The organism is Enterobacter cloacae complex sp. P18RS, from assembly GCF_014982105.1.
Classification (GTDB): Bacteria; Pseudomonadota; Gammaproteobacteria; order Enterobacterales; family Enterobacteriaceae; genus Enterobacter; species Enterobacter hormaechei_C.
The window spans coordinates 221,580-244,381 of the sequence record NZ_JADCKV010000011.1 but is presented as its reverse complement, the minus strand read 5'-3'; the positions used below and the strand labels follow the sequence as shown (position 1 = coordinate 244,381).

Annotated in this window: 20 protein-coding genes and 1 tRNA gene; 12 read left to right on the top strand and 9 right to left on the bottom strand. The window is 55.8% G+C overall.

All coding sequences use genetic code 11. The features are described 5' to 3' along the window. Complete coding sequence (ppiB, locus tag INF61_RS08925) at nt 1-495, bottom strand: peptidylprolyl isomerase B (RefSeq protein ID WP_000256009.1); 495 nt, start codon at nt 493-495, stop codon at nt 1-3. Between the two features lie 175 nt (nt 496-670). Here ppiB and cysS point away from each other — a divergent pair, with 175 nt between their 5' ends. After that, on the top strand, nt 671-2,056 hold the full coding sequence (cysS, locus tag INF61_RS08920; protein ID WP_032647477.1) for a cysteine--tRNA ligase: 1,386 nt from the start codon (nt 671-673) through the stop codon (nt 2,054-2,056). Between the two features lie 87 nt (nt 2,057-2,143). On the opposite strand, the gene INF61_RS08915 is transcribed toward cysS, so the two are convergent. The 5 genes from INF61_RS08915 to folD all read right to left on the bottom strand — a co-directional run bounded on the left by INF61_RS08915 (nt 2,144) and on the right by folD (nt 6,702). Beyond that, on the bottom strand, nt 2,144-2,665 hold the full coding sequence (locus tag INF61_RS08915) for a metal-dependent hydrolase (protein WP_193547709.1): 522 nt from the start codon (nt 2,663-2,665) through the stop codon (nt 2,144-2,146). Nucleotides 2,666-2,738: 73 nt separating this feature from the next. Further along, entirely contained in the window at nt 2,739-3,755 is a 1,017-nt protein-coding gene (gene malI, locus INF61_RS08910) for a Mal regulon transcriptional regulator MalI (protein ID WP_023303216.1), read from the bottom strand. A gap of 83 nt (nt 3,756-3,838) precedes the next feature. Then, on the bottom strand, nt 3,839-5,338 hold the full coding sequence (locus INF61_RS08905) for a PTS transporter subunit EIIC (protein WP_003858916.1): 1,500 nt from the start codon (nt 5,336-5,338) through the stop codon (nt 3,839-3,841). A gap of 282 nt (nt 5,339-5,620) precedes the next feature. Beyond that, on the bottom strand, nt 5,621-5,833 hold the full coding sequence (ybcJ, locus tag INF61_RS08900) for a ribosome-associated protein YbcJ (protein WP_017694378.1): 213 nt from the start codon (nt 5,831-5,833) through the stop codon (nt 5,621-5,623). 2 nt (nt 5,834-5,835) lie between these two features. Beyond that, the gene (gene folD, locus INF61_RS08895; protein ID WP_006809817.1) at nt 5,836-6,702 is read right to left on the bottom strand and encodes a bifunctional methylenetetrahydrofolate dehydrogenase/methenyltetrahydrofolate cyclohydrolase FolD; all 867 of its coding nucleotides are present in this window, start codon (nt 6,700-6,702) and stop codon (nt 5,836-5,838) included. Between the two features lie 310 nt (nt 6,703-7,012). On the opposite strand from folD, the gene fimA reads away from it, so the two are divergent. From fimA to sfmF, 6 genes are all read left to right on the top strand, one after another. Next, nucleotides 7,013-7,576: a type 1 fimbrial major subunit FimA gene (gene fimA / locus INF61_RS08890; RefSeq protein WP_015571223.1), complete on the top strand. Its 564-nt coding sequence runs from the start codon at nt 7,013-7,015 to the stop codon at nt 7,574-7,576. A 69-nt stretch (nt 7,577-7,645) separates the two neighbouring features. Next, nucleotides 7,646-8,188, top strand: coding sequence for a type 1 fimbrial protein subunit FimI (gene fimI / locus INF61_RS08885; protein WP_193547708.1), 543 nt, complete (start codon nt 7,646-7,648; stop codon nt 8,186-8,188). A gap of 34 nt (nt 8,189-8,222) precedes the next feature. Beyond that, nucleotides 8,223-8,915 (top strand): type 1 fimbria chaperone FimC, encoded by a 693-nt coding sequence (gene fimC / locus INF61_RS08880; protein ID WP_193547707.1) that lies wholly within the window; start codon nt 8,223-8,225, stop codon nt 8,913-8,915. A 14-nt stretch (nt 8,916-8,929) separates the two neighbouring features. Beyond that, on the top strand, nt 8,930-11,488 hold the full coding sequence (locus INF61_RS08875; protein WP_193547706.1) for a fimbrial biogenesis usher protein: 2,559 nt from the start codon (nt 8,930-8,932) through the stop codon (nt 11,486-11,488). Next, the gene (fimH, locus tag INF61_RS08870; RefSeq protein ID WP_047063265.1) at nt 11,481-12,488 is read left to right on the top strand and encodes a type 1 fimbria D-mannose specific adhesin FimH; all 1,008 of its coding nucleotides are present in this window, start codon (nt 11,481-11,483) and stop codon (nt 12,486-12,488) included. Before INF61_RS08875 ends, fimH begins: the two co-directional genes overlap by 8 nt. A 9-nt stretch (nt 12,489-12,497) precedes the next feature. Beyond that, a complete protein-coding gene (gene sfmF, locus INF61_RS08865; protein ID WP_023296055.1) occupies nt 12,498-13,019 on the top strand; it encodes a fimbria assembly protein in 522 nt (173 codons plus the stop codon). A 50-nt stretch (nt 13,020-13,069) separates the two neighbouring features. On the opposite strand, the gene fimZ is transcribed toward sfmF, so the two are convergent. From fimZ to INF61_RS08850, 3 genes are all read right to left on the bottom strand, one after another. Beyond that, a complete protein-coding gene (gene fimZ / locus INF61_RS08860; protein ID WP_003858901.1) occupies nt 13,070-13,702 on the bottom strand; it encodes a fimbria biosynthesis transcriptional regulator FimZ in 633 nt (210 codons plus the stop codon). Nucleotides 13,703-14,511: 809 nt separating this feature from the next. Further along, complete coding sequence (locus tag INF61_RS08855) at nt 14,512-15,228, bottom strand: response regulator transcription factor (protein ID WP_017383240.1); 717 nt, start codon at nt 15,226-15,228, stop codon at nt 14,512-14,514. A 24-nt stretch (nt 15,229-15,252) separates the two neighbouring features. After that, complete coding sequence (locus tag INF61_RS08850) at nt 15,253-15,915, bottom strand: EAL domain-containing protein (RefSeq protein WP_193547705.1); 663 nt, start codon at nt 15,913-15,915, stop codon at nt 15,253-15,255. A 303-nt stretch (nt 15,916-16,218) separates the two neighbouring features. Here INF61_RS08850 and INF61_RS08845 point away from each other — a divergent pair. The 5 genes from INF61_RS08845 to pheP all read left to right on the top strand — a co-directional run bounded on the left by INF61_RS08845 (nt 16,219) and on the right by pheP (nt 22,772). Then, nucleotides 16,219-16,295 (top strand) — tRNA-Arg (locus INF61_RS08845). A 225-nt stretch (nt 16,296-16,520) separates the two neighbouring features. Continuing rightward, entirely contained in the window at nt 16,521-16,796 is a 276-nt protein-coding gene (gene yahO / locus INF61_RS08840; RefSeq protein ID WP_015571217.1) for a DUF1471 family periplasmic protein YahO, read from the top strand. Nucleotides 16,797-16,996: 200 nt separating this feature from the next. Next, nucleotides 16,997-19,180, top strand: coding sequence for a TonB-dependent siderophore receptor (locus INF61_RS08835; RefSeq protein WP_193547704.1), 2,184 nt, complete (start codon nt 16,997-16,999; stop codon nt 19,178-19,180). A gap of 127 nt (nt 19,181-19,307) precedes the next feature. Further along, the gene (locus INF61_RS08830; protein WP_193547703.1) at nt 19,308-21,281 is read left to right on the top strand and encodes a PhoX family phosphatase; all 1,974 of its coding nucleotides are present in this window, start codon (nt 19,308-19,310) and stop codon (nt 21,279-21,281) included. 102 nt (nt 21,282-21,383) lie between these two features. Further along, complete coding sequence (gene pheP / locus INF61_RS08825) at nt 21,384-22,772, top strand: phenylalanine transporter (RefSeq protein ID WP_032103895.1); 1,389 nt, start codon at nt 21,384-21,386, stop codon at nt 22,770-22,772. Nucleotides 22,773-22,802: the final 30 nt, after the last annotated feature.

The following is a 22,802-nucleotide window of genomic DNA, read 5'->3' as shown; positions in this document are numbered from 1 at the left end:
TTACTCGCTGACGGTCACGCTTGTGATCACAACGTCTTCTTTAGGAACGTCCTGGTGCATACCGCTGCGGCCAGTAGAAACGGCTTTGATCTTGTCGACCACGTCCATCCCTTCAACCACTTCTGCGAATACGCAGTAGCCCCAGCCTTGCAGACTTTCGCCAGAGAAGTTCAGGAAGTCGTTGTCCGCTACGTTGATGAAGAACTGTGCGGTCGCAGAGTGTGGCGCCTGAGTACGGGCCATTGCCAGCGTACCACGGGTGTTTTTCAGGCCGTTGTTCGCTTCGTTTTTGATCGCTTCTTTCGTCTCTTTCTGGCGCATGCCAGGCTCGAAACCGCCGCCCTGGATCATAAAGCCGTTGATCACACGGTGGAAAATAGTGTTGTTGTAGAAACCTTCGCGGCAGTAGTCCAGGAAGTTTTTAACTGTTTCAGGCGCTTTGTCATCAAAGGTTTTGATTACGATATCGCCATGATTAGTGTGGAAAGTAACCATTTTTGCATCCTGTTCCGTTATTGTGGTGCGTCGACCCGTGCTCGGGTCACATATAGGGGCTTGTTATAGCATAACCACAGGACACGATCACCTTGCATTGTGTGCTGACCGTACTCCGAAATATGGGTATTATAAGGAACAAACAATCCACACACGTGTTTACATGGAATCTTCGATGTTAAAAATCTTTAATACAATGACGCGCCAAAAAGAGGAATTTAAACCTATCCATGCCGGGGAAGTCGGCATGTACGTGTGTGGTATTACGGTTTACGATCTCTGTCATATCGGCCATGGCCGTACCTTTGTCGCGTTCGACGTGGTGTCACGCTACCTGCGCTTCCTGGGCTACAACCTGAAGTACGTGCGCAATATCACCGACATCGACGACAAAATCATTAAACGTGCTAATGAAAATGGCGAAAGCTTTGTCGCGCTGGTGGATCGCATGATCGCCGAAATGCACAAGGATTTTGATGCCTTAAATATTCTGCGCCCGGACAGCGAACCGCGTGCGACCCACCATATCCATGAAATCATTGATATCACCCAAACGCTGATCGAGCGTGGTCACGCCTATGTGGCGGACAACGGTGACGTGATGTTCTCGGTGCCGACGGACCCAACCTACGGTGCGCTTTCCCGCCAGGATCTGGACCAGCTCCAGGCCGGTGCGCGCGTGGACGTGGTGGACGTGAAGCGCAATCCGATGGACTTCGTGCTGTGGAAGATGTCCAAAGCGGGCGAACCGAGCTGGCCATCCCCGTGGGGCGAAGGGCGTCCGGGCTGGCACATTGAATGTTCCGCGATGAACTGCAAGCAGCTGGGCAACCATTTCGACATCCATGGCGGCGGTTCGGATCTGATGTTCCCGCACCATGAAAACGAAATCGCGCAGTCCACCTGTGCACACGGCGGCGAGTACGTGAACTACTGGATGCACTCCGGGATGGTGATGGTTGACCGCGAGAAGATGTCGAAATCGCTGGGTAACTTCTTCACCGTGCGCGACGTGCTGAAGTATTACGACGCGGAAACCGTGCGCTACTTCCTGATGTCTGGCCACTATCGCAGCCAGCTGAACTACAGCGAAGAGAACCTGAAGCAGGCGCGCGCTGCGCTGGAGCGTCTGTATACCGCCTTGCGCGGCACCGATAAATCTGTTCCGGCCGCAGGCGGTGAGGCGTTCGAGGCCCGCTTCGTTGAGGTCATGAACGACGACTTCAACACCCCGGAAGCCTACTCCGTGCTGTTCGACATGGCGCGTGAGGTGAACCGCCTGAAGTCAGAAGATATGGCGGCGGCCAATGCGCTGGCGTCTCATCTGCGTAAGCTCTCTTCCGTGCTCGGCCTGCTGGAGCAGGAGCCGGACCTGTTCCTGCAAAGCGGCGCGCAGGCGGACGACGGTGAAGTGGCGGAAATTGAAGCACTGATCAAAGCGCGTCTCGAAGCGCGTCAGGCGAAAGACTGGGCGGCGGCGGATGCGGCGCGTAACCGTCTGACCGAGATGGGCATTATTCTGGAAGATGGCCCGCAGGGAACCACCTGGCGTCGTAAGTAGGTCCGTAACGCCCGGTGGCGCTAACGCTTACCGGGCCTACAGGTGAAAGTAGGCCGGGTAAGGCGTAGCCGCCACCCGGCTTTTCTTTTACCTCCGCCTCCACCACAGCAACCCCATCAGCACCATCCCCGGCAGCCACACCCACAGCAGTTCTGAAATGATTACCTGATGCCCGTACGGCGTGGTGTAGCGTGACAGCGCAAACGGCGCGACCTTGATCACCTGCCACGGCGCAAAGAAGCGTTCATCAGACCATGGCCACAGCCAGCCGACGCCTTTCCCGCCTGTCGTTATTGAATCCAGCAGGCTGTGCGACAGCAATGACACGTTTAAAAACAGCCAGCAGCGCGTCAGGCTGGCCCTGAACCAACGTCGGCCTGCCAGCACGCAGAGTATCGGCACCACCAGGGCAAACAGTAGCGAATGAGTGAAACCGCGGTGGCCGAAAATATTCCCGTAGGCGACACCGAATTTAAACGCCAGTACGTCGGCATCGGGCAGCATGGCGAGGACGATCCCGGCAAACAGCAGGCGGGGTGGGATGACGTTGGTTCCGAGCCCTAAGCCCAGACACAGAGGTACGGCAGCGTGGGTGATAATGGTAGGCATTGCATTTATCCATGGCAAATCATGGGAATATAGCAGCAGATCCGCCGCAGCAAACCTGTGCTAAATTCTGATTTTACGCCGATTCCCGCGCGATAAGCTGCCCGGAGAGAGTAATGCGCTGCGTTTGCAGATCCGGCTCTTTCAGCCTGCGGATCATCAGCCCTGCCGCCTGGCGGCCGGTCTCTTCGCTGGCAGACGAAACGTAAGTCAGTGACGGCGACGTGAGATTAACGTGGAGCATATCTTCAAAACCAATCAGCGCCACCTGCTGGGTTAAAAACACGTCTTTACCCACCGTGCGCCCCACCTGGTGAATACCTGAGATTGAACCGATCATCGCGTCCGGTGAATGGCAGAGCAGGGCGGTAATCGTGTTGTTCTTCTCCAGCAGCTGACGAGTCGCCATGGCCGCCGCCTGCGTGTCATCGGTGCAGGCGGGAGAATATTCCTCACGCCAGACCAGGCCGCTCTGCGTCATCGCGCTGCGAAAACCAAGCAGGCGCTGCTCGCGGATACGGCACCCGTCGCGCCCGCCAATGTAGGCGATGTTACGGTGCCCGCGCTCGATAAGATAACGCGCGGCCAGGTTCGCCGCCTGGCGGTTATCGCGCATCACCAGGTTGCATTTCTCTTCCAGCAACGACTGCGAAACCGCCACAAGCGGCAGCGGGCAGTGACGAATGTGTTCCGGAAGAGAGGCGGCGCGGGTGTCCGACGCCAGGTAGATGACGCCCGCCACGCCCTGCTGCTTAAACGAGAGCAGGGTACGCTCAAGATGTTCGCCGTCGTTCAGCGGCTGACCGAGAAATACCATATAACCCTGTTTCTCCAGTTCCTGAACGATGCTCGCCATCACCTTGATGGAAAAGCTGTCGCTGAAGTCGCGCAGGATCAGGCCGATTAAGTTGGAGGTGTTGGCGCGAAGATTGGCAGCGGCGACGTTATGAACATAGCCCAGCGTTGTGATGGCGGCATTGACCTTCCCGATCGTCGCCTCTGAGATCTTCCCTTTCTGGCGCAGCACCAGCGAAACGGTAGAAACCGACACGCCCGCATGCTTTGCGACATCAATAATGCTGACTTTCTTCAAAACCGCTCCCTGAAATTTCCCGATTATCAGCCAGATAAGAGACGTCCCCCAGCGTACAGGAGACGCCTCCTTCAGGCATCTTATTATTTGCCAATCATCGTGGACATGGTCTGGGCGATAAACTGTGCTCTGGCCCCGAAAATCACCTGTATTCCGTTATCGCCAACGAACACCACGCCGCGCGCGCCAAGCCCGTTCAGCCCGTCCCGGTCCACCGCTTCGCTCTTCGCCACTTCCAGACGCAGACGTGTGATGCAGGAGCCGACGGAATCAATGTTCTGCGCACCGCCCAGCAGGCCGATGATTTCGGTGGCAAGTTCGGAATCGGACTTGTCATTCGCGCTGGCGGTCACTTCGGTGCGGCCCGGCGTTTTCACGTCGAAGCGACGGATCACGAAGCGGAAGGTGAAGTAGTAGATCAATGCCATCGGAATGCCGATGATAATGGCGCTCAGGAAGTTGGTCTGATAGCCGTTAAACGACGGCAGGATCCCGAACGACAGGTAGTCGATAAAGCCCGCCGAGAACGACTTGGCGATGTGCGCATGCAGCAGGTACATGGTCATGTACGCCAGGCCCGCCATGATGGCGTTGAAGACGTAAAGGATCGGCGCCACGAAGATAAAGGTGAACTCTACCGGCTCGGTGATGCCCGTCAGGAAGCAGGTGAGGGCCGCAGAGAACAGAATACCGGCCGCGATTTTCTTATTCTTCGTGTGCGCTTCGTGGTACATCGCCAGACACGCCGCGGGCAGTGCGAACAGCATCAGCGGGAACTCGCCCTGCATGAATTTCCCGGCGTTCTGGTAGGTGTCGCTGCTGAAGGATTTCACTCCCTCTTCCAGCATCTTGAACCAGATGGTCTGGTCACCGTGGATCACCTGACCCGCCTGGGTAGTGTAATCCCCGAACGAATACCAGAAGGAGGGATACCAGATATGGTGCAGGCCGAGCGGGATCAACGCGCGCTCCACCAGCCCGAAGATAAAGGTCGAGGCCGCCTGGTTATCGCCGTTTACCACCACGGACAGGGCGTCGATCCCGGATTGAATATGCTGCCAGACGTACGGCAGCAGCAGGCCGAGCAGGAACGACAGAAACGCCGTCGCAATCGCCACAAAGCGCTTGCCGGAGAAGAAGCCGAGGAACTCCGGCAGCTGCATGGTGTGGAAGCGGTTGTAACACCAGGCCGCAAGAATACCGCAGATCAGGCCGCCAAAGACGCCCATCTGCAACGTCGGAATGCCAACGACCATGGCGTATTTGCCGCCCTGAGAGGCCATTTCCGGCGTGATGCTCAGCACGGTGCTGATGGTGATGTTGGTGACAAACACGGAGACCGCCGCAGAGAGTGCGGCAATGCCGGATTCCGAAGCCAGTCCGACGGCAGAGCCGATGGCGAACAGCATCGGCAGGTTATCAAAGATAACCCCGCCGGCGTTCATCATCAGCGGCAGATGGAACTTATCGCCGAAGGCCAGCAGCAGGCCCGCAGCGGGAAGCAGTGAAATTGGCAGCATTAAGGCGCGACCAATCATCGATAACTTAGACAGCGATTTAACAAACCCTGATATCAGGCTCATGCTGATTTCCCCCGAGTAGCGCTTTTTTCGCGCTGTTATTGTAAGTAGAACGTTTTAGTAGAACGTTCTACTTATCGTGGGGAAAGTCTGAAAATCGCGCAACTTAATTTTCACATTTCGCCAGAGGGAATAGTGATTATTTGAAGTTGATCGATAATTAACCGTGATGGGTGTGAGGGGATTGTGAGAGAAATTGCCGGGTGGCGGCTTCGCCTTACCCGGCCTACAAACGGAGACAGTACGTAGGCCCGGTAAGCGCAGCGCCACCGGGCATCAGACAGCTCAGGCCGTCACGGTCACGCTCTGTCCTGCGAAGCTCACGGTCTGACCCGCGACAATTTTGCAGCGCTTGCGGGTTTCCACCGCGCCGTCTACTTTTACCTGCCCGTCGGCGATGACGATCTTCGCCTGCGCGCCGCTTTCGCTCCAGCCTTCCAGCTTCAGCAGATCGCACAGTTCAACGTGCGGGTGTTTACCTAAAGAAAAAGTTGCCATGATTACGCGTCCTCTACGTCGTGATACTCCTCGCACGCCTGCAAGGTATTCTGAATCAGTGTTGCTACCGTCATCGGGCCTACGCCGCCCGGGACCGGAGTGATATAGGATGCGCGCGCTGCGGCATCTTCATACACCACGTCGCCGACCACTTTGCCGTTTTCCAGACGGTTAATACCCACGTCCACGACGATTGCGCCCTCTTTGATCCACTCGCCCGGAATAAAGCCCGGCTTGCCGACCGCAACGATCAGCAGATCGGCGTTTTCGACGTGGTGACGCAGGTTTTTAGTGAAGCGGTGGGTAACGGTGGTAGTGCAGCCCGCCAGCAGCAGCTCCATGCTCATCGGGCGGCCCACGATGTTGGAGGCGCCAATCACCACGGCGTTGAGGCCGTAGGTATCGATGTTATAACGCTCCAGCAGCGTCACGATGCCGCGCGGGGTGCACGGACGCAGGCGTGGCGCGCGCTGGCACAGTCGGCCTACGTTATACGGATGGAAACCGTCAACGTCTTTGTCCGGCGCGATGCGCTCCAGCACCTTCACGTTGTCAATGCCCGCAGGCAGCGGCAGCTGAACCAGGATGCCGTCGATCTCTTTATCGGCATTCAGAGTGTCGATCAGTTCCAGCAGTTCCGCTTCGCTGGTGGTTTCCGGCAGATCGTAAGAGCGGGAGACGAACCCCACCTCTTCACACGCTTTGCGTTTGCTGCCGACATAAATTTGCGAAGCCGGGTTGCTGCCAACCAGCACAACGGCCAGCCCGGGGGCGCGAAATCCGGCGGCTTTACGCGCCTTCACTTTTTCCGCAACCTCAGAGCGCACCTGCTGCGCAATCGTTTTACCGTCAATAATCTTTGCTGCCATCAGAGAGAAGATTCCGTCTGTAACGTTAGAAAGGAGGGATTGCCTGTATTTTGTCAGAAGCGAGCGCCGCTGTCAGTCACCCTTTACGAGATTTCATCGATGTCCCGCAAAATCCCTTCTCACGGCATGGTCAATTTCTTAGAGGTGATTAGGATGTGACCTGGCAAAATGGCAGCGTTTTGACATATTACAAAATAAATTCCTGAGCTACTTTGTCCTCTCCGAAATAAGCCTTCAATTTTTTAATTGATCGTATTTCTTATTCCCGAATATGCGCGGGAAGGGTTATTTACATTTTAAAGGAATAGACATGAAACTCAGCAACATTGCTTCTACTGTTATTGCAACTCTGGCCCTGGTCGCGGGTGCCGCTCACGCAGAAGATACTACCACGCCTGTATCTGTAAACGGTGGTACGGTGCATTTTAAAGGTGAATTAGTGAATGCCGCGTGTTCAGTGAATACTGACTCTTCAGAGCAGACGGTTAATCTTGGCCAGTACCGTACCGCGAAATTCACTAAAGTGGGTGACACCACCTCCAATATTCCGTTCACCATCGAACTGAACGACTGCGATCCTGCGGTAGCGAAAACCGCTGCTGTTGCGTTTACCGGCCAGATCGACGCCACCGACAAAACGCTGCTGGCGGTAAGCTCCGGTAATAACGACAACTCCGCGAAGGGCGTGGGTATTGAGATCCTCGACAGCAAATCCTCCACGCTGACCCCGGACGGCGCCACCTTCTCTGCGGCGCAGAACCTGATTGAAGGGACTAACACCCTGAACTTCACCGCGCGCTATAAAGCCACGGCGGCGACCACCGAGCCAGGCCAGGCAAACGCGGACGCAACATTCGTAATGAAATACGAGTAATGCCTGAGTACAGGGATGTGGCTGGCCTCAGGGAAGAGGTCTTTTGATCGCCTATACCGGGAGCGAAGGATGACAAGGACTGGGATACTGCTGTGTGCCCTTGCGATTGCCTCAGCGGTAAACGCACATACCGTGGTCATAGACGGCGGCAAAGTACACCTCAGGGGAGAGCTGGTTAACGGCGGCTGCGCCGTGGCCCCGGACAGCCAGAATATGCGCGTGGATATGGGGCAATACCGCACAAACGCCTTTTCCGGCGTCGGCAGCTTTTCCACGGTTAATGTGCCTTTCACCGTACGTCTGCTGGATTGCAGCGTGGACGTCTCCCGCACCGTGGGGATCCAGTTCCAGGGAGTGACACCGGCAGAAGATCCGCAGGTTTTCCTGGCGACATCGCGGCCGGGGGAAAATGCGGTCAGCAGTGGTGTCGGGCTGGCGCTTTTTGACGAACAGCAACGTCAGATCATCCCGAACGCGACGGCGGTGAGCTGGTTACCCATTGACACCCGCGAGCTGATATTTCATTTCAGCGCCCGCTACCGGGCAATTTCCGAACACCTTGTACCAGGCACTATTCAGTCGAATGTCTGGTTTACGTTGATTTATCCCTGACGCCTGCGAACTAATTATTAAAGGTACGGTTGTGATGAACACCCTGATTAAACCTGGACTGTTTTTAGCTTTTATTTTGATGATGGTTTCTGCCAGCGCGAATGCGTCCGGCGGAATTGCGCTGGGCGCGACGCGCGTTATTTATCCGGCCGATGCCAAACAAACGTCGCTGGCGATCACCAACAGCAATAAACAAGAGCGCTATTTAATTAACGCGTGGATAGAAAATGCCAACGGGCAAAAGGAAAAAACCTTTGCCGTCACGCCGCCGCTGTTTGTCAGCGAGCCGGCCAGCGAAAACACCCTGCGCATTATCTACGCAGGCCCGGCGCTGCCTGCCGATCGCGAATCACTCTTTTACATGAACGTCAAAGCGATTCCCTCCGTCAGCAAAAAACATCAGGACGGCAACAACGTCCTGCAACTGGCTATTCTGTCACGTATCAAGCTGTTTGTTCGCCCGGCTAACCTGGCGATGCCGCCGGAAGAGGCGCTCTCACAGCTGCGCTTTGAGCGCGTCGGCAACCATCTTAAGGTGAGCAATGCCTCGCCGTATTACGTCACGCTGGTCAATCTGAAGCTCGGCGGTCAGACGCTGGATAACCTGATGGTTGCCCCTAAAAGCTCGTCACAGCAGGTGCTGCCTGCCGCTGCGAGCGGCACGCTCTCCTGGCAGAGTGTGAATGACTATGGCGCCATTACGCCGGCGCGTAGCGTCAGCCTGTGAGCAGAGACAGGGCGATGAACACTCAATGGCGTTACTGCCCGGTTGCGCTGGCACTGATGGCAACGCTCTGGCCACTCGCTGGCTGGGGCGAAAGCTACTTTAACCCGGCGTTTCTCTCCGATGACACGGCGAACGTGGCGGATTTGTCACGTTTTGAAAAAGGCCACCAGCAGGCACCGGGCGTCTATCGCGTCGATATCTGGCGTAACGATGAGTTTATCGGCACGCAGGACGTGCGGTTTGAGCAAGCTGACAACACGCCGCCGGTCGCGGGCGGTTTGTCGCCGTGCATTACGCGCGCGATGCTCGATCGCTTTGGCGTCAATATCGCCGCCTTCCCGGAACTGAGCAACGTGCAGGGCGATACCTGCGTTCCGCTCACCACGGCTATTCCGGGCAGCGAAACGGCGTTCAACTTCGCCTCGTTGCGCCTGAACGTCAGCCTGCCTCAGGTGGCGATGCAAAACAGCGCCCGCGGGTATATTCCGCCTGAACAGTGGGATGAAGGCATCCCCGCCGCGCTGCTGAACTACAGCTTTACCGGCAACCGGGGCAGCGACGACGACAGCTACTATCTGAACCTGCAAAGCGGGTTGAACTATGGCGCCTGGCGATTACGCAATAACGGCGCGTGGCGTTATACCGAAAGCAACGGACAGCGGCACAGCAGCTGGCAAAATATTGGTACCTGGGCGCAGCGTACGATCATCCCGCTGAAAAGCGAGCTGGTGCTTGGCGACAGCAACACCGGTAACGATGTCTTCGACAGCGTTGGTTTTCGCGGTGGTCGCCTCTATTCGTCCGACAGTATGTACCCGGACAGCCTGCAAGGTTACGCGCCTACCGTGCGCGGAATCGCCCGCACCCCTGCCAAAGTGGTGATCCGCCAGAACGGATACGTGATTTACCAGAGCTATGTGCAGCCGGGGGCTTTTGCGATAACTGATCTTAACCCGACCTCCTCAAGCGGTGACCTGGAGGTGACGGTGGAAGAGAAGGACGGCAGCCAGCAGCGCTACACCGTCCCGTATTCCACCGTTCCGCTGCTCCAGCGTGAAGGACGCTGGAAATACGATCTGGTGGCAGGGGACTATCGCAGCGGCAACAGCGAGCAGGACACGCCGTTCTTTACTCAGGGTACGATGATTGCGGGTCTTGCCGACGGCTACACGCTATACGGCGGAACGCAGCTGGCCTCGCGCTATACCGCCATCGCCATTGGCGCGGGTAAAAACCTCGGTGACTGGGGGGCGGTTTCACTTGATCTCACCCATGCCCGCAGCCAGCTTGCCGATGACAGCCGCCATGAAGGGCAGTCCCTGCGGTTCCTGTACGCAAAATCCCTTAACGGATTCGGCACCAACTTCCAGCTGCTGGGCTATCGCTACTCGACCAAAGGCTTCTACACCCTCGACGATGTGGCCTGGCGCACAATGGAAGGCTACCAGTATGGCGACGATCAGGACGATGACGGCGTGCCGGACGTGCAGAGCTATCACAACCTGACGCTGAATAAAAAAGGGCGTTTCCAGCTCAATATCTCCCAGTCTCTCGGCGATTACGGCTCGGTGTACGTGTCGGGCAGCCAGCAGAGTTACTGGGGCACCAGCGAATCCAACGTCTGGTATCAGCTTGGCTACGCGGGCGGGGTGAAAGGGGTCAGCTACGCCTTATCCTGGTCGTGGAACAAGGCCGTCGGCATTGACGGAACCGACCGGATCGCCTCGTTCAACGTCTCCGTCCCGCTCAGCCTGTTCACCCGTCACGGCTACCGTCGCGATAACGCGATCGACCGGGCCTATGCCACGGCCTCAGCCAGCCGCAACAGCGACGGTGATACCAGCTGGCAGACCGGGATCAGCGGAACGCTGCTCCAGGATCGTAACCTGAACTACAGCGTCACGCAGGGTCACACCAGCAATAACGGTGCCAGCGGCAGCGCCAGCGCTAACTGGCAGGCGACGTACGGCACGCTGGGCGTGGGCTACAACTACGCCCGGGATCAGCACGACCTCAACTGGCAGCTCTCCGGCGGCGTGGTAGGGCATTCAGACGGCATCACATTCAGTCAGCCGCTGGGCGATACCAACGTCTTGATCAAAGCGCCGGGCGCGTCAGGCGTGAGCGTCGAAAACCAGACCGGCGTCAAAACAGACTGGCGTGGCTATGCGGTGATGCCGTACGCCACGGTGTACCGTTACAACCGCGTGGCGCTCGACACCAACACTATGAGCAACAACACCGACATTGAAAATAACGTTTCCAGCGTCGTGCCGACGAACGGTGCGCTGGTGCGCGCCAGTTTTGACACCCGCATCGGCGTGCGTGCGCTGCTCACCGTGAAGCGTGATAACCAGCCTGTACCGTTTGGGGCGGTGGTGCGTGAGACGCAGAGCGGCGTAACCAGCATGGTGGGAGATGACGGTCAGATTTACCTGAGCGGGCTGCCGCTGAGCGGAGAACTGCTGATTCAGTGGGGAGACGGGAAACAGTCCCAGTGTCGTGCGCCCTACAGCCTGCCAGAACAAAGCCTGCAACAGGCGATCACACTTAAGGGGATCCGCTGTGAATAAAATCCATTATCTGGGGCTATCCCTGCTGGCGTTTTTTCCGCTATCTGAGGCCTTCGCCACGGTCTGCGTCAATGAAAATGGCGTGCCGACGGAGGTGTATTACGACCTGACGGATAAATTTAACAGCTCCAATAACCAGGTGGGGCAGATTGTCACGCTCAGCGAGAAGTCCCAGTGGGTGGGCGTCAACGCCGTCTGCCCTAAGGGAACGTCCGGGAACACCACCAAGCGCAGCTATGTTACCGATTTCCCTGTTACGGGCACCAGCGATGGCTACCAGTATCTGAAGCTAAACGACTATCTGGACGGGGCGATGAAAATTACCGACAGCTACGCTGGCACGTTTTATCCGCCCAAAAGCTACATCCAGATGGGGAGCCACCCGAATGTGTCTAAAAACAAACCGTTTGGCGTACAGGATTCCAGCCTCGTCTTCCGGCTTAAAGTGACCCGACGCTTTATCAATATGGTGGTGATCCCCCGGGCGACCATGTTCCGGGTTTACGTCACCACGACCTCCTCGGATCCGCTCACCACGCCGGTTTATACCATCAGCTACAGCGGGACTATTCAGGTGCCTCAGAGCTGTGAAATTAATGCCGGGAATGTGGTGGAGTTCGATTTCGGAGACATCGGCGCCTCCCTGTTCAGTAAAGCAGGCATCGGGAATAAGCCGGAGGGGATCTCAGCGCAAAGCAAAACCATCGGCATCAAATGCACCAACGTCGAGGCGAACGCCATGCTCACGATGCGTGTTGAAGCGGAGAAGGTTTCAGGCAGTGCGCTGGTTTCCGATAACGCGGATGTGGGTTTTGTGATTGCCAACAGTAATGGCGTGCCGCTGACGCCCAACAACCTGACCAGCAAAATCCCGTTCCGTCTGGACGACAGCGCTCAGGCGCAGGTGGGGATCCGCGCGTGGCCCGTCAGCGTAACCGGTAAAAAACCTGCCGAGGGGCGTTTTACCTCTCGCGGCTATTTACGCGTCGACTACGACTAAGGAGCAGGTATGCGAAACGGAATGCGGTATTTAGCCGTCGCGCTCTTTGCGCTTTGCTCCCCTGCACACGCAGAGACGGCGCTTGGGGAAATTAACATTCAGCTCTACGGCAATATCGTGGATTTTACCTGCGTGGCGGAGGGGGACGACAGCAATAAAACCGTCACGCTCGGCACCTGGCCCACGAAACAGCTTCGCACAACGGGGAGCCGGACGCAGCCTGTACCGTTCACCCTGAAGCTGACCGGATGTCCGCCGGGGGCGGCTTCGGTCACATTTACGGGGAAGATGGACGGGCATGATAACAGCCTGCTGGCGCTGAATGATGCCAGCGCGGCCAGCAACGTGGCCGTGGAGATCCTCGATCGGGATAAAACGCGCCTCGCGTTGCAGCAGGCCAGCCAGACGGTGGCGGTGGATGCGCAGGGAAATGCGGAACTGTCGTTTTATGCCAATTATATCGCCACGGCGGATAACCCGCAGCCGGGACGGGCTGACGCCGATGCAACGTTCATGATTAATTATAATTAATCGTATCCACTCTCCCTGTAACGGTTATATGTTGCAGGGAGAGGGTAGGATTATAGTAATTCGTGCGCCTTCGCGTAATCAATTAATTCAACGATACTTTGCACGCCCAGCTTGGAAAAGATATTAGACTTATGGGCGCTAATTGTTTTGTTGCTAAGTAATAATTGATCCGCAATCTCCTTATTAGATAATCCGTTCGCCAGATATCGCAGAACCGTCACTTCACGATTCGATAATGGCATATCCACGGCGGCGCCCGTCCGCGAGCCCAGGTGGTTTATAAAACTCAATGTTTCTGAGGGGAAGAAGGAATAGCCCGTCAGGATCATTTCCACCGCGTTATAAATTTCCCCCAGATCTTTTCGCTTACTGACAAAACCATTTGCCCCGGCGCGGATGGCGCGTCCTGCGTAGAAGGCTTCAGATTTCGAAGAGAGGAAAAGAACCTTAATGTCTTTATTTAAGTTCCTGATTCTTTTCAGTAATACGAACCCATCCGTGCCCGTCATTTCAATATCGAGAATGACCAGGTCAATGGGGTGGTTGCGTATACAGTCAAGCACCTCGTGGCTGTCGCCTGACTTCAGTTTGACCTGGATGTTTTTATTTTTCTGTAGCAGGACTTCTATCGACATTCTGACGATAGGGTGTTCGTCCATAATGATAACGGATGCCGGTTTCATTTTTTATGCCTCAGATTGTTAAAAGCGTTATGCTGAGTTTTGTTAAAACTCTCGAAAAGCCGGAAGGATAATTGCGCAGATCCTTGTACGGTAAATGTCCCTGGGAAGAGCGAAAGCATCCTTGTTTACGTAGTGGTGATATCAATGCCTCAGCGCAGTTATCTCATAAGGCTGGTTATGGCAAAATGATTTTTCTTATTCGCGTGTCAAACACGTCTTATTATACCGTTTAAGTATTGTCCGAAAAGCCTGTAAATTAATATCCATATATTGCTGATTATTATGTTCTGGATCTGAATCACTAACTTTTTAAAATTAGCAAAAATGTCCTGATATTGCATTTACCACACACTTTCATCTTTATGTAATAACAAAAAATAAACGATTTTACTGTATGTTAAATGAATGTTAACAGCGAGCAGGCTGTGACAACCAGTATCCCGCCTGCCTGCCATCCCTGAAATCCGCCATTTCGTGCGTCATCTCTCCGTTTCAAACGCCTCCTGGCAAATTGCCGTTCCCAACAACAGATCAGTACTATCTGCTGTTTTCTTCACCTCTCATCGCATTCTTTTACAGGTGAATCGCTTGTTTTTACACCATTATCATCCTGTTAACTGAAGCGCCAGAACCTTAACGCATGGATAAAATCACTCTCGTTGAGCGTACCGGCAGCATTTCGCATGGTTTAAGACCTGGAATTAGGAATAGTTATAAAATCGAAAGTTTTGTTAAAAAACACAAAAATTTAACATACATCCTAAGTAATTTCCTAAAGGTCTTTAGGAATTAAGAAGTTACTGAATACGTTAATACGTGAAATCTGAGAGGTTGTTGAGAAGATGTAGCAACTCATGACGATGATTCAGTCCAAGTTTCGCCAGGATGCAGCTGAGACGGTAAATAATGCGGCTGTAGGGGCGGTTCTGTAACTGCGCGATCTGCCGCAAGGAGCTCCCCTGCGACAGCGCCTGTAAGATCGGCCATTCATCCCGTGAAAACCACTCTTTGCGGTTGCCGGCGGGTGACGGTGCTTCCAGCAAGGTTTGTTGCATAGCCAGCGCCGTTAGCTGGCGTTCAAGCACATGAAAAGGGCCAGCCGCTTTACAAAACAGGCGAGCATCATAATCATCGGCGCGGACGAGCAGGTAGGGTGTCAGGTAGGGGGCGAACAGGCTGTGGCGGCGTAATCGGTCCAGCAGGTCGATGAGCGGCGAGGCGCGGCTCTCAATGTCTATTACCAGACGCGATGAAGGCCAGTGATTTAAATCACTGAGGGCGGCTTCCAGCGTGGAATAGTCGCAGCAATTGCTCAGGGGCGACTGCCCGCTCAGTAAACCGGAACGGAAAAAATTATCCTGTGTGACCAGAATGATAAAGGGAGCATCGGTTTTGCGGGTCTGGTTGATTGACTGGCTCAAATATTCGAGACGATCAAAAAATGGGAGAGCAAAAGGCGAGTGCGTAGAACCCAGTGAATCACTTCCTGTCCGACGACGCCGGTAACGGCGCACTGTCATTCGCATAGCTTCCCTCTTGGCGATGACCGTTCAGTCCTCCTGCCATCTCCAGGATGGCCAATAATATCCCTGACCGAAGCGCGCGCCAGCATGAAGCGCGCAAGTACGGTCCCGTTCTGTTTCAATGCCTTCAATAAGCACATTCGCAGCGATTTTTGAACAAAGGGTGACCAGCTGTGTCAGCGCCGGCGTTTCACGTAAACGCCAGAAAGCGATCTTATCGATTTTTATTCCGCTTAATGGCAGGCGGCAGGATAAAAATGCTTGTCCTGACGCTTCATCAATATCATCCAGCCAGATCCGGTGTCCTCGCGCGGTCAACTGCTGAAGCGCACAACTCACCCTCAGACGCGCCGGGTCTGAGAGTGTAAAGAACGAGGCAGGCTCCACGAGTTCAATGTTCAGCGGTGGGCTGTTAAGTTGCAGTAAACGCTGAAACATTTCCGGTATGGTCAGAACGGTTATCGGCAAATTTATGAAAAGGTTGTCACAGGGGAAGGGGTTTTTTAACGCGGCGATCTGTGCTTCCAGCAGCATAAGCGCCCGGGCGGCGGACCAGTCCTGGAAAAAGCTTTCGTTTTGCTGATGCGTCGACAGCACGCTGAGCACTTCGGCCCCCACCGTGCGCGAAGATGAGAGGGCGACAATGGGTTCAAGCTTAATGCCTGTAATATCGTGTGAGATGTGCTGCACGCACGAGGGAAAACCTGTCTGGTCTGGCGCTGTCACTCCGTCGTCCTGTTCACTTCCAGCCTCCAGGCGGCCGGGTTACCGCTGGACAGTGTGAAGGTGAAGTAAACAGGAAAACAGCAGGCGTTACTTAAAAGCGGCTAAGCCTTTTCGCAGCCCGTAAAAGAGGGATAAATGTTGAAAAAACAGCCGTATTTACAATCAGCTAGTCATTATCGCCAGAGAAGGCGGAAAAGGCATTGACTCACTACGCATTGACCGTATAATTCCAGGCGTTTCACCACCGCGAAGTACACTCTTCTCCGTGCGCCCTTAGCTCAGTTGGATAGAGCAACGGCCTTCTAAGCCGTAGGTCGTAGGTTCGAATCCTACAGGGCGTGCCATTAAATTTCACAGATTGCCGCCTGCGCGACGTCCTGCTGATTTTCTCCATGAAATACCCCTCGCGAAAGTAGCGTTAACGCACATTTTTCACAGCACAATTGACTGTTATAACAGTATTTTTCTTACCCTATGGCAATTTTGCTATTCCTCTACCATGCTCATATCACCTCACTCTTACTCGTGGGGCTTTTCGTAGTTGCTGATTAATCTCAAGGAAAAAGGTTATGAAAAAAACGACTGCTATTTTGATGGGCGCTGCATTTCTGTTTACCACCAATACCTTTGCGGCTGAACTGCTGACGAAAAACGAGTTTGAGAAAGTGGAATCACAGTATGAAAAAATCGGTACGGTTAGCACTTCCAATGAAGTCTCGGTAGACGACGCGAAAAAAGAGCTGATCGAGAAAGCCGATAAAGAAGGTGCTGATGTTCTGGTGCTGACTTCCGGCAACACCAACAACAAAATTCACGGTACCGCCGATATTTTCAAGAAAAAATAATGCCTTAGCAACCACCCCTGTTTCGGGGTGGTTGCGCGCCATACCTCCCGCCAGTCTTGTTTCTTGTCTCTTCTCGCTCAGAGATGTCCGTTGACACTTGATTACGCATTCATAATGCGTATAGTTCTCATTTGCATTTCTTTAAATAACTTTTAAGGCCCGACAACGGGTCATTTTTGCGCGCACGTTAAGAGCTCATTATGAACAACACCACAATGCACAAAACGCTGCTGGCGATTGCCATCGGCGCGGTTACACACTCCGCTTTTGCGGCGGATGAGAAAAAAGAGGACACCATCGTGGTCCAGTCCACGGCGGGGAGTGATTTCAAACCCGGTGGTGACCAGCTGCTTCCAGCCTTCCTCGACGGCCAGGTGGCGAACGGCGGGCGCATGGGTATGCTCGGTCAGCAGAACGCCATGGACGTGCCGTTCAACATCATCAGCTACACCTCGAAGCTGGTGGAAGATCAGCAGGCAAAAACCATTGCTGACGTGGTTGCCAACGACGCGGGCGTACAATTTATTCAGGGTTACGGCAACAGCGCGGAAACCTTCCGCATTCGCGGCCTGAAGTTTGACGGCGACGATATGACCTTTGGCGGATTGTCCGGGGTGCTGCCGCGTCAGGTGGTGGATGCCCAGATGGTCGACCGTATCGAGATCTTCAAAGGGGCCAACTCCCTGATGAACGGCGCCGCAAGCTCCGGCGTGGGCGGGATGATCAACCTTGAGCCTAAACACGCGGGCGACACCCCGCAGGCGAAAGTGGGCGTTGACTACACCTCGGATTCCCAGATTGGCACCACGCTGGATGCGGGTCGTCGCTTTGGCGATAACGACCAGTTTGGCGCGCGCGTGAACCTCGTGCATCGCGAAGGGGAAACCGGCGTGCCGAACGACCGCCGCCGCACCACGCTGCTCTCCACCGGCCTGGATTACAAAGGCGACCGCTTCCGCACCTCGCTGGACCTGGGCTACCAGAAAAAAACCTTCCACGGCAGCCCAACCAGCGTCAACATCTCGGCGGTGGACTTTGTGCCTGAGCCGCCGAAGAACGATCGCAACTTCTCGCAGAAGTGGGCCTACAGCGATATCGAAAACGAGTTCGGGATGTGGCGCAGCGAGTATGACATCACCGATAGCTGGACGGCATATACCGGTCTCGGCGCGCAGCACGCGCACGAAGAAGGGATCTACAGCGCGCCGAAGCTCCTCGATAAGAGCGGTAATGCGACGGTCAGCCGCCTTGATACCAACCGCATCAGCGATTCCGTCAGCGGCATGGCGGGCATTCGCGGTAACTTTGACACCGGTTTTGTCTCGCACAAGGTCAACTTCGGGTATTCAGCGATGACCAAAAACGAAAAAATCGCGTGGAAAATGTCGGCGGCGGCAGATAACCCGACCACCAACATCTACCACAACACCGGCGTTGATATGCCGGACAGCACTAACTTCAACGGCTTAGGCGGGAAATACAGCGATCCGCTGACCAGCGGGCGCACCCGTACCCAGGGCTGGCTGCTGAGCGATACGCTGGGCGTACTGGACGACAAGCTGCTGTTCACCGCAGGCGCACGTCATCAGAAAGTTGTCATCCGCGGGTACAACAAAATCACCGGCGCGGAAAACGACGCGGACGGTTTCGACGGCAGCCGCTGGATGCCAACCTACGGCGTAGTCTATAAACCGTGGGAGGAAATTTCCCTCTACGCCAACCACACCGAGGCGTTACAGCCCGGTGAAACTGCGCCGAACACTGCTACTAACTACGGCCAGAGCACCGGTATCGTGCACTCTAAGCAGAACGAAGTGGGCGTAAAGGCGGACTTTGGCCGCGTGGGCGGCTCCCTGGCGCTGTTTGAGATCAAAATGCCGTCGGCGATCCTTGACGACAGCGGTCACTACGGCCTGGATGCAGAACAGCGTAACCGCGGCGTGGAGCTGAACGTCTTCGGCGAGCCAATGCTTGGGATGCGTCTGAATGCCAGCGCCACCTGGTTGCAGGCCGAGCTGACCAAAACCAAAAACGGCGTCAATCAGGGCAACGATGCGATCGGTATTCCGAGCTTCTACGCCGTGCTGGGCGCAGAGTACGATATCAAGCCGATTGAAGGCCTGACGGCGACCGCACGCGTTAACCACTCCGGCACGCAGTATGCCGATCTTGCGAACACCAAAAAGCTGGACAGCTACACCACGCTGGATCTGGGCATGCGCTATCGCTTCGCGGTGAACCACAATGAAAACCAGATGACCGTGCGGGCAGGCATCGACAACGTGACCAACGAGAACTACTGGTCAAGCGTGGACGATTCCGGTACTTACATCACTCAGGGCGAGCCGCGTACCTTTAAGGTCTCGGTTGGCTACGAGTTCTAAGCGTTCCACCTCGTTATCCGGGGCAGGGACGCCCCAATCCCTTCGTTGTCGTGTTATAAAATTGTAATAAAAGCTTCTTACACTGGTCGCCACATCCTTACCTCTTGGCCAATGACAGGAAGCCGCTATGGGCAGACCCCTCAAATCCGTATTTAAAAAAGAACATCGCGACGATATCAGTAACCGCAGCGCTAACCCGGTATTCTCCGAGGTTGCAGAGGTGTTCCTCTCCCGCCGCCGTTTTCTCCAGATGGGGGCCGTAGCGGGGGCCGCCGTATCATTCCCGTATCTGATCACACCCGAAAATGCCATTGCCGCGGTATCGAAGCCTTCCGCGCTGGCAAAAGCGGTTTCCCTGGGCTTTACCAGCATCGACGTCTCCACGGAAGACACGGTCAGGGTGCCAGAAGGCTATATTGCCCGCCCGTTCTATCGCTGGGGTGATCCGACGGGAATCAAAGACAACATGCCGGCATTTAAGCCGGACGCCAGCAATACCACAGACGAACAGGCTGTGCAGGCGGGCATGCACCACGACGGCATGGCGTGGTTTAGCCTGCCGCAGGGGGCGCAAAACCCGGAACATGGCCTGCTGGCGCTGAACCATGAATACATCGATAACGGGATGCTGTTTACCGACGGTACGGCGAACTGGAGCCTCGATAAAGCCCGCAAGGGGCAGAACGCGATGGGCGTGTCGGTGGTGGAAGTGAAAAAAACGGGCAGCGGCTGGGAGGTGGTGCGTCCGTCTTCCTTCGCCCGGCGTATTACCGTCAATACGCCGATGCAGCTTACCGGCCCGGCGCGGCATCAGGATTTAATGAAAACCGCCGCCGATCCGCAGGGGGAACGCGTTCTGGGCACCATGCAGAACTGCGCCAACGGCCACACGCCTTGGGGCACCTATCTCACCTGCGAGGAGAACTGGTCGGACATTTTTGTGAAAAAAGCCGATCTCAATCCGCTGGAAAAACGCTACGGCATCAGCGACAGCGATGAGTCCTATCGCTGGAACGAGGTGGATGAGCGGTTCAGCGTCGATAAAACCCCTAACGAACCCAACCGTTTCGGCTGGGTGGTGGAGATCGATCCCTACAACCCGACCTCCACTCCGCGCAAGCACACCGCGCTGGGCCGCTTCAAGCATGAGGGGGCCGCCGTCACGCTCGCCGCCGAAAATCGCGTGGTGGTCTACATGGGCGACGACCAGAAGTTTGAGTACATCTATAAGTTTGTCTCCGACAAAAAATACGATCCCGCGAACCGGGAAGCCAATATGCAGCTGCTGACGTCCGGCACGCTGTACGTCGCCAGGTTCAACCAGGACGGAAGCGGCGACTGGCTGCCGCTGATCTTCGGGCAAAATGGCCTGGATAAAAGCAACGGGTTTGAAAGCCAGGGCGATCTGCTGATCAAAACCCGCCTGGCGGCCGACGCGGTGGGGGCAACGAAAATGGATCGTCCCGAGTGGATTGCCGTCGATCCGCACGCCAGCGGCAGCGTCTACTGTACGCTCACCAACAACAGCGATCGCGGGAAGGAGGGCAAGGCGCCGGTCGATGCCGCTAACCCGCGCGCCAACAACGTGTTTGGGCACATCATGCACTGGCACGAAGAGGGTGCCGATCCTGCCGCCGCACGCTTTAAGTGGGATATCCTGGTTATGGCCGGGCGTACCGACGGCGACGATCCGAAGGCCAAAGGCTCCATGCAGGGCGCGGCATTCGGCAGCCCTGATGGGTTGTCGTTCGATCACCAGGGCGTCCTGTGGATCCAGACCGACGTCTCCTCCAGCACCATCAATAAGAAAGCGTACGAGGGGATGGGCAATAACCAGATGGTCGCCACCATTCCAGGCACCAACGAGTATCGCCGTTTCCTGACCGGGCCGCGCGGATGTGAAATCACCGGCATTGCGTTTACGCCGGACAACCGCACGCTGTTTATCAACATTCAGCATCCGGGGGAGGGCGGGGATGATATTACCGACCCGGCCAATCCGCGCGCTGTTTCCAACTGGCCAGACGCCAGCCCGAACGGGCGTCCGCGATCGTCAACGGTGGTGATTACCAAAGCGGACGGCGGGATCATCGGGTCGTGACGTTTATCCGCCGGGCGCATGCGCTGGCCCGGCGTTAAGCTTGCTACCACCAGCATGAAGTGTTAAAACGTGCCCCTTCTAAAAAAGAGACAGGGGTAGGGCGTGAAAGACGCGTCATCCGCTTCAGGCCATGGTAGCGCTGAAGCTTCGTCGGATCAGAGTCCGACGCTGCAACGTGGTTTGCAAAATCGACATATTCAGTTAATTGCCCTTGGCGGCGCGATCGGTACCGGGCTGTTTCTCGGCATCGGCCCCGCCATTCAAATGGCTGGCCCGGCGGTTCTGCTGGGTTACGCTCTCGCCGGGATTATCGCCTTCCTGATCATGCGCCAGCTCGGCGAGATGGTCGTTGAAGAGCCGGTGTCCGGCTCCTTCGCACACTTTGCCTATAAATACTGGGGGCCGTTCGCAGGCTTCCTCTCCGGCTGGAACTACTGGGTGATGTTCGTGCTGGTGGGCATGGCAGAGCTGACCGCCGCTGGCATCTATATGCAGTACTGGCTCCCGGACGTGCCGACGTGGATTTGGGCCGCGGCCTTCTTCATCATCATTAACGCCGTTAACCTTGTGAACGTGCGCCTGTATGGCGAGACCGAGTTCTGGTTTGCGCTGATCAAGGTGCTGGCGATTATTGGCATGATCGGCTTTGGCCTGTGGCTGCTGTTCTCCGGTCACGGCGGCGAGCGTGCAAGCATCGACAACCTGTGGCAGCACGGCGGCTTTCTGGCGACCGGCTGGAAAGGGCTGATCCTGTCGCTGGCGGTCATTATGTTCTCCTTCGGCGGGCTGGAGCTGATTGGCATCACCGCGGCTGAAGCGCGCGATCCGCACAAAAGCATTCCGAAAGCGGTCAACCAGGTGGTGTACCGTATCCTGCTGTTCTATATCGGCTCGCTGGTGGTGCTGCTGGCGCTCTATCCGTGGGTAGAAGTGAAATCTGACAGTAGCCCGTTCGTGATGATCTTCCACGATTTGAACAGCAACGTGGTGGCTTCGGCGCTCAACTTCGTCATTCTCGTGGCGTCATTGTCGGTTTACAACAGCGGGGTTTACTCCAACAGCCGCATGCTGTTTGGCCTCTCCGTACAGGGCAACGCGCCGAAGTTCCTCACCCGCGTCAGCCGTCGCGGCGTGCCGATCAATTCGCTGTTCCTTTCTGGCGCTATCACCTCGCTGGTGGTGCTGATTAACTATCTGCTGCCGAAAGAGGCGTTTGGCCTGCTGATGGCGCTGGTTGTCGCCACGCTGCTGCTGAACTGGATCATGATCTGCCTGGCGCACCTTCGCTTCCGCGCGGCGATGCGACGCAAGGGGCGCGAGACGCAGTTTAAAGCGCTGCTCTATCCGGCGGGGAACTACCTCTGTATCGCCTTCCTCGGCCTGATTCTGGTGCTGATGTGCACCATGGATGAGATGCGCCTGTCAGCGATGCTGCTGCCGGTGTGGGTGGTGTTCCTGTTTATCGCGTTTAAGCTTTCACGCAAAAAGTAGCGCGGTTTTCTCCCTCTCCCTGTGGGAGAG

What these genes read in the sequence shown, in the direction of transcription:
- ppiB (WP_000256009.1), bottom strand. Translation starts at nt 495, where the DNA reads ATGGTTACTTTCCACACTAATCATGGCGATATCGTAATCAAAACCTTT.
- cysS (WP_032647477.1), top strand. Translation starts at nt 671, where the DNA reads ATGTTAAAAATCTTTAATACAATGACGCGCCAAAAAGAGGAATTTAAA.
- INF61_RS08915 (WP_193547709.1), bottom strand. Translation starts at nt 2,665, where the DNA reads ATGCCTACCATTATCACCCACGCTGCCGTACCTCTGTGTCTGGGCTTA.
- INF61_RS08905 (WP_003858916.1), bottom strand. Translation starts at nt 5,338, where the DNA reads ATGAGCCTGATATCAGGGTTTGTTAAATCGCTGTCTAAGTTATCGATG.
- ybcJ (WP_017694378.1), bottom strand. Translation starts at nt 5,833, where the DNA reads ATGGCAACTTTTTCTTTAGGTAAACACCCGCACGTTGAACTGTGCGAT.
- folD (WP_006809817.1), bottom strand. Translation starts at nt 6,702, where the DNA reads ATGGCAGCAAAGATTATTGACGGTAAAACGATTGCGCAGCAGGTGCGC.
- fimA (WP_015571223.1), top strand. Translation starts at nt 7,013, where the DNA reads ATGAAACTCAGCAACATTGCTTCTACTGTTATTGCAACTCTGGCCCTG.
- fimI (WP_193547708.1), top strand. Translation starts at nt 7,646, where the DNA reads ATGACAAGGACTGGGATACTGCTGTGTGCCCTTGCGATTGCCTCAGCG.
- fimC (WP_193547707.1), top strand. Translation starts at nt 8,223, where the DNA reads ATGAACACCCTGATTAAACCTGGACTGTTTTTAGCTTTTATTTTGATG.
- INF61_RS08875 (WP_193547706.1), top strand. Translation starts at nt 8,930, where the DNA reads ATGAACACTCAATGGCGTTACTGCCCGGTTGCGCTGGCACTGATGGCA.
- sfmF (WP_023296055.1), top strand. Translation starts at nt 12,498, where the DNA reads ATGCGAAACGGAATGCGGTATTTAGCCGTCGCGCTCTTTGCGCTTTGC.
- fimZ (WP_003858901.1), bottom strand. Translation starts at nt 13,702, where the DNA reads ATGAAACCGGCATCCGTTATCATTATGGACGAACACCCTATCGTCAGA.
- INF61_RS08855 (WP_017383240.1), bottom strand. Translation starts at nt 15,228, where the DNA reads ATGCGAATGACAGTGCGCCGTTACCGGCGTCGTCGGACAGGAAGTGAT.
- yahO (WP_015571217.1), top strand. Translation starts at nt 16,521, where the DNA reads ATGAAAAAAACGACTGCTATTTTGATGGGCGCTGCATTTCTGTTTACC.
- INF61_RS08835 (WP_193547704.1), top strand. Translation starts at nt 16,997, where the DNA reads ATGAACAACACCACAATGCACAAAACGCTGCTGGCGATTGCCATCGGC.
- INF61_RS08830 (WP_193547703.1), top strand. Translation starts at nt 19,308, where the DNA reads ATGGGCAGACCCCTCAAATCCGTATTTAAAAAAGAACATCGCGACGAT.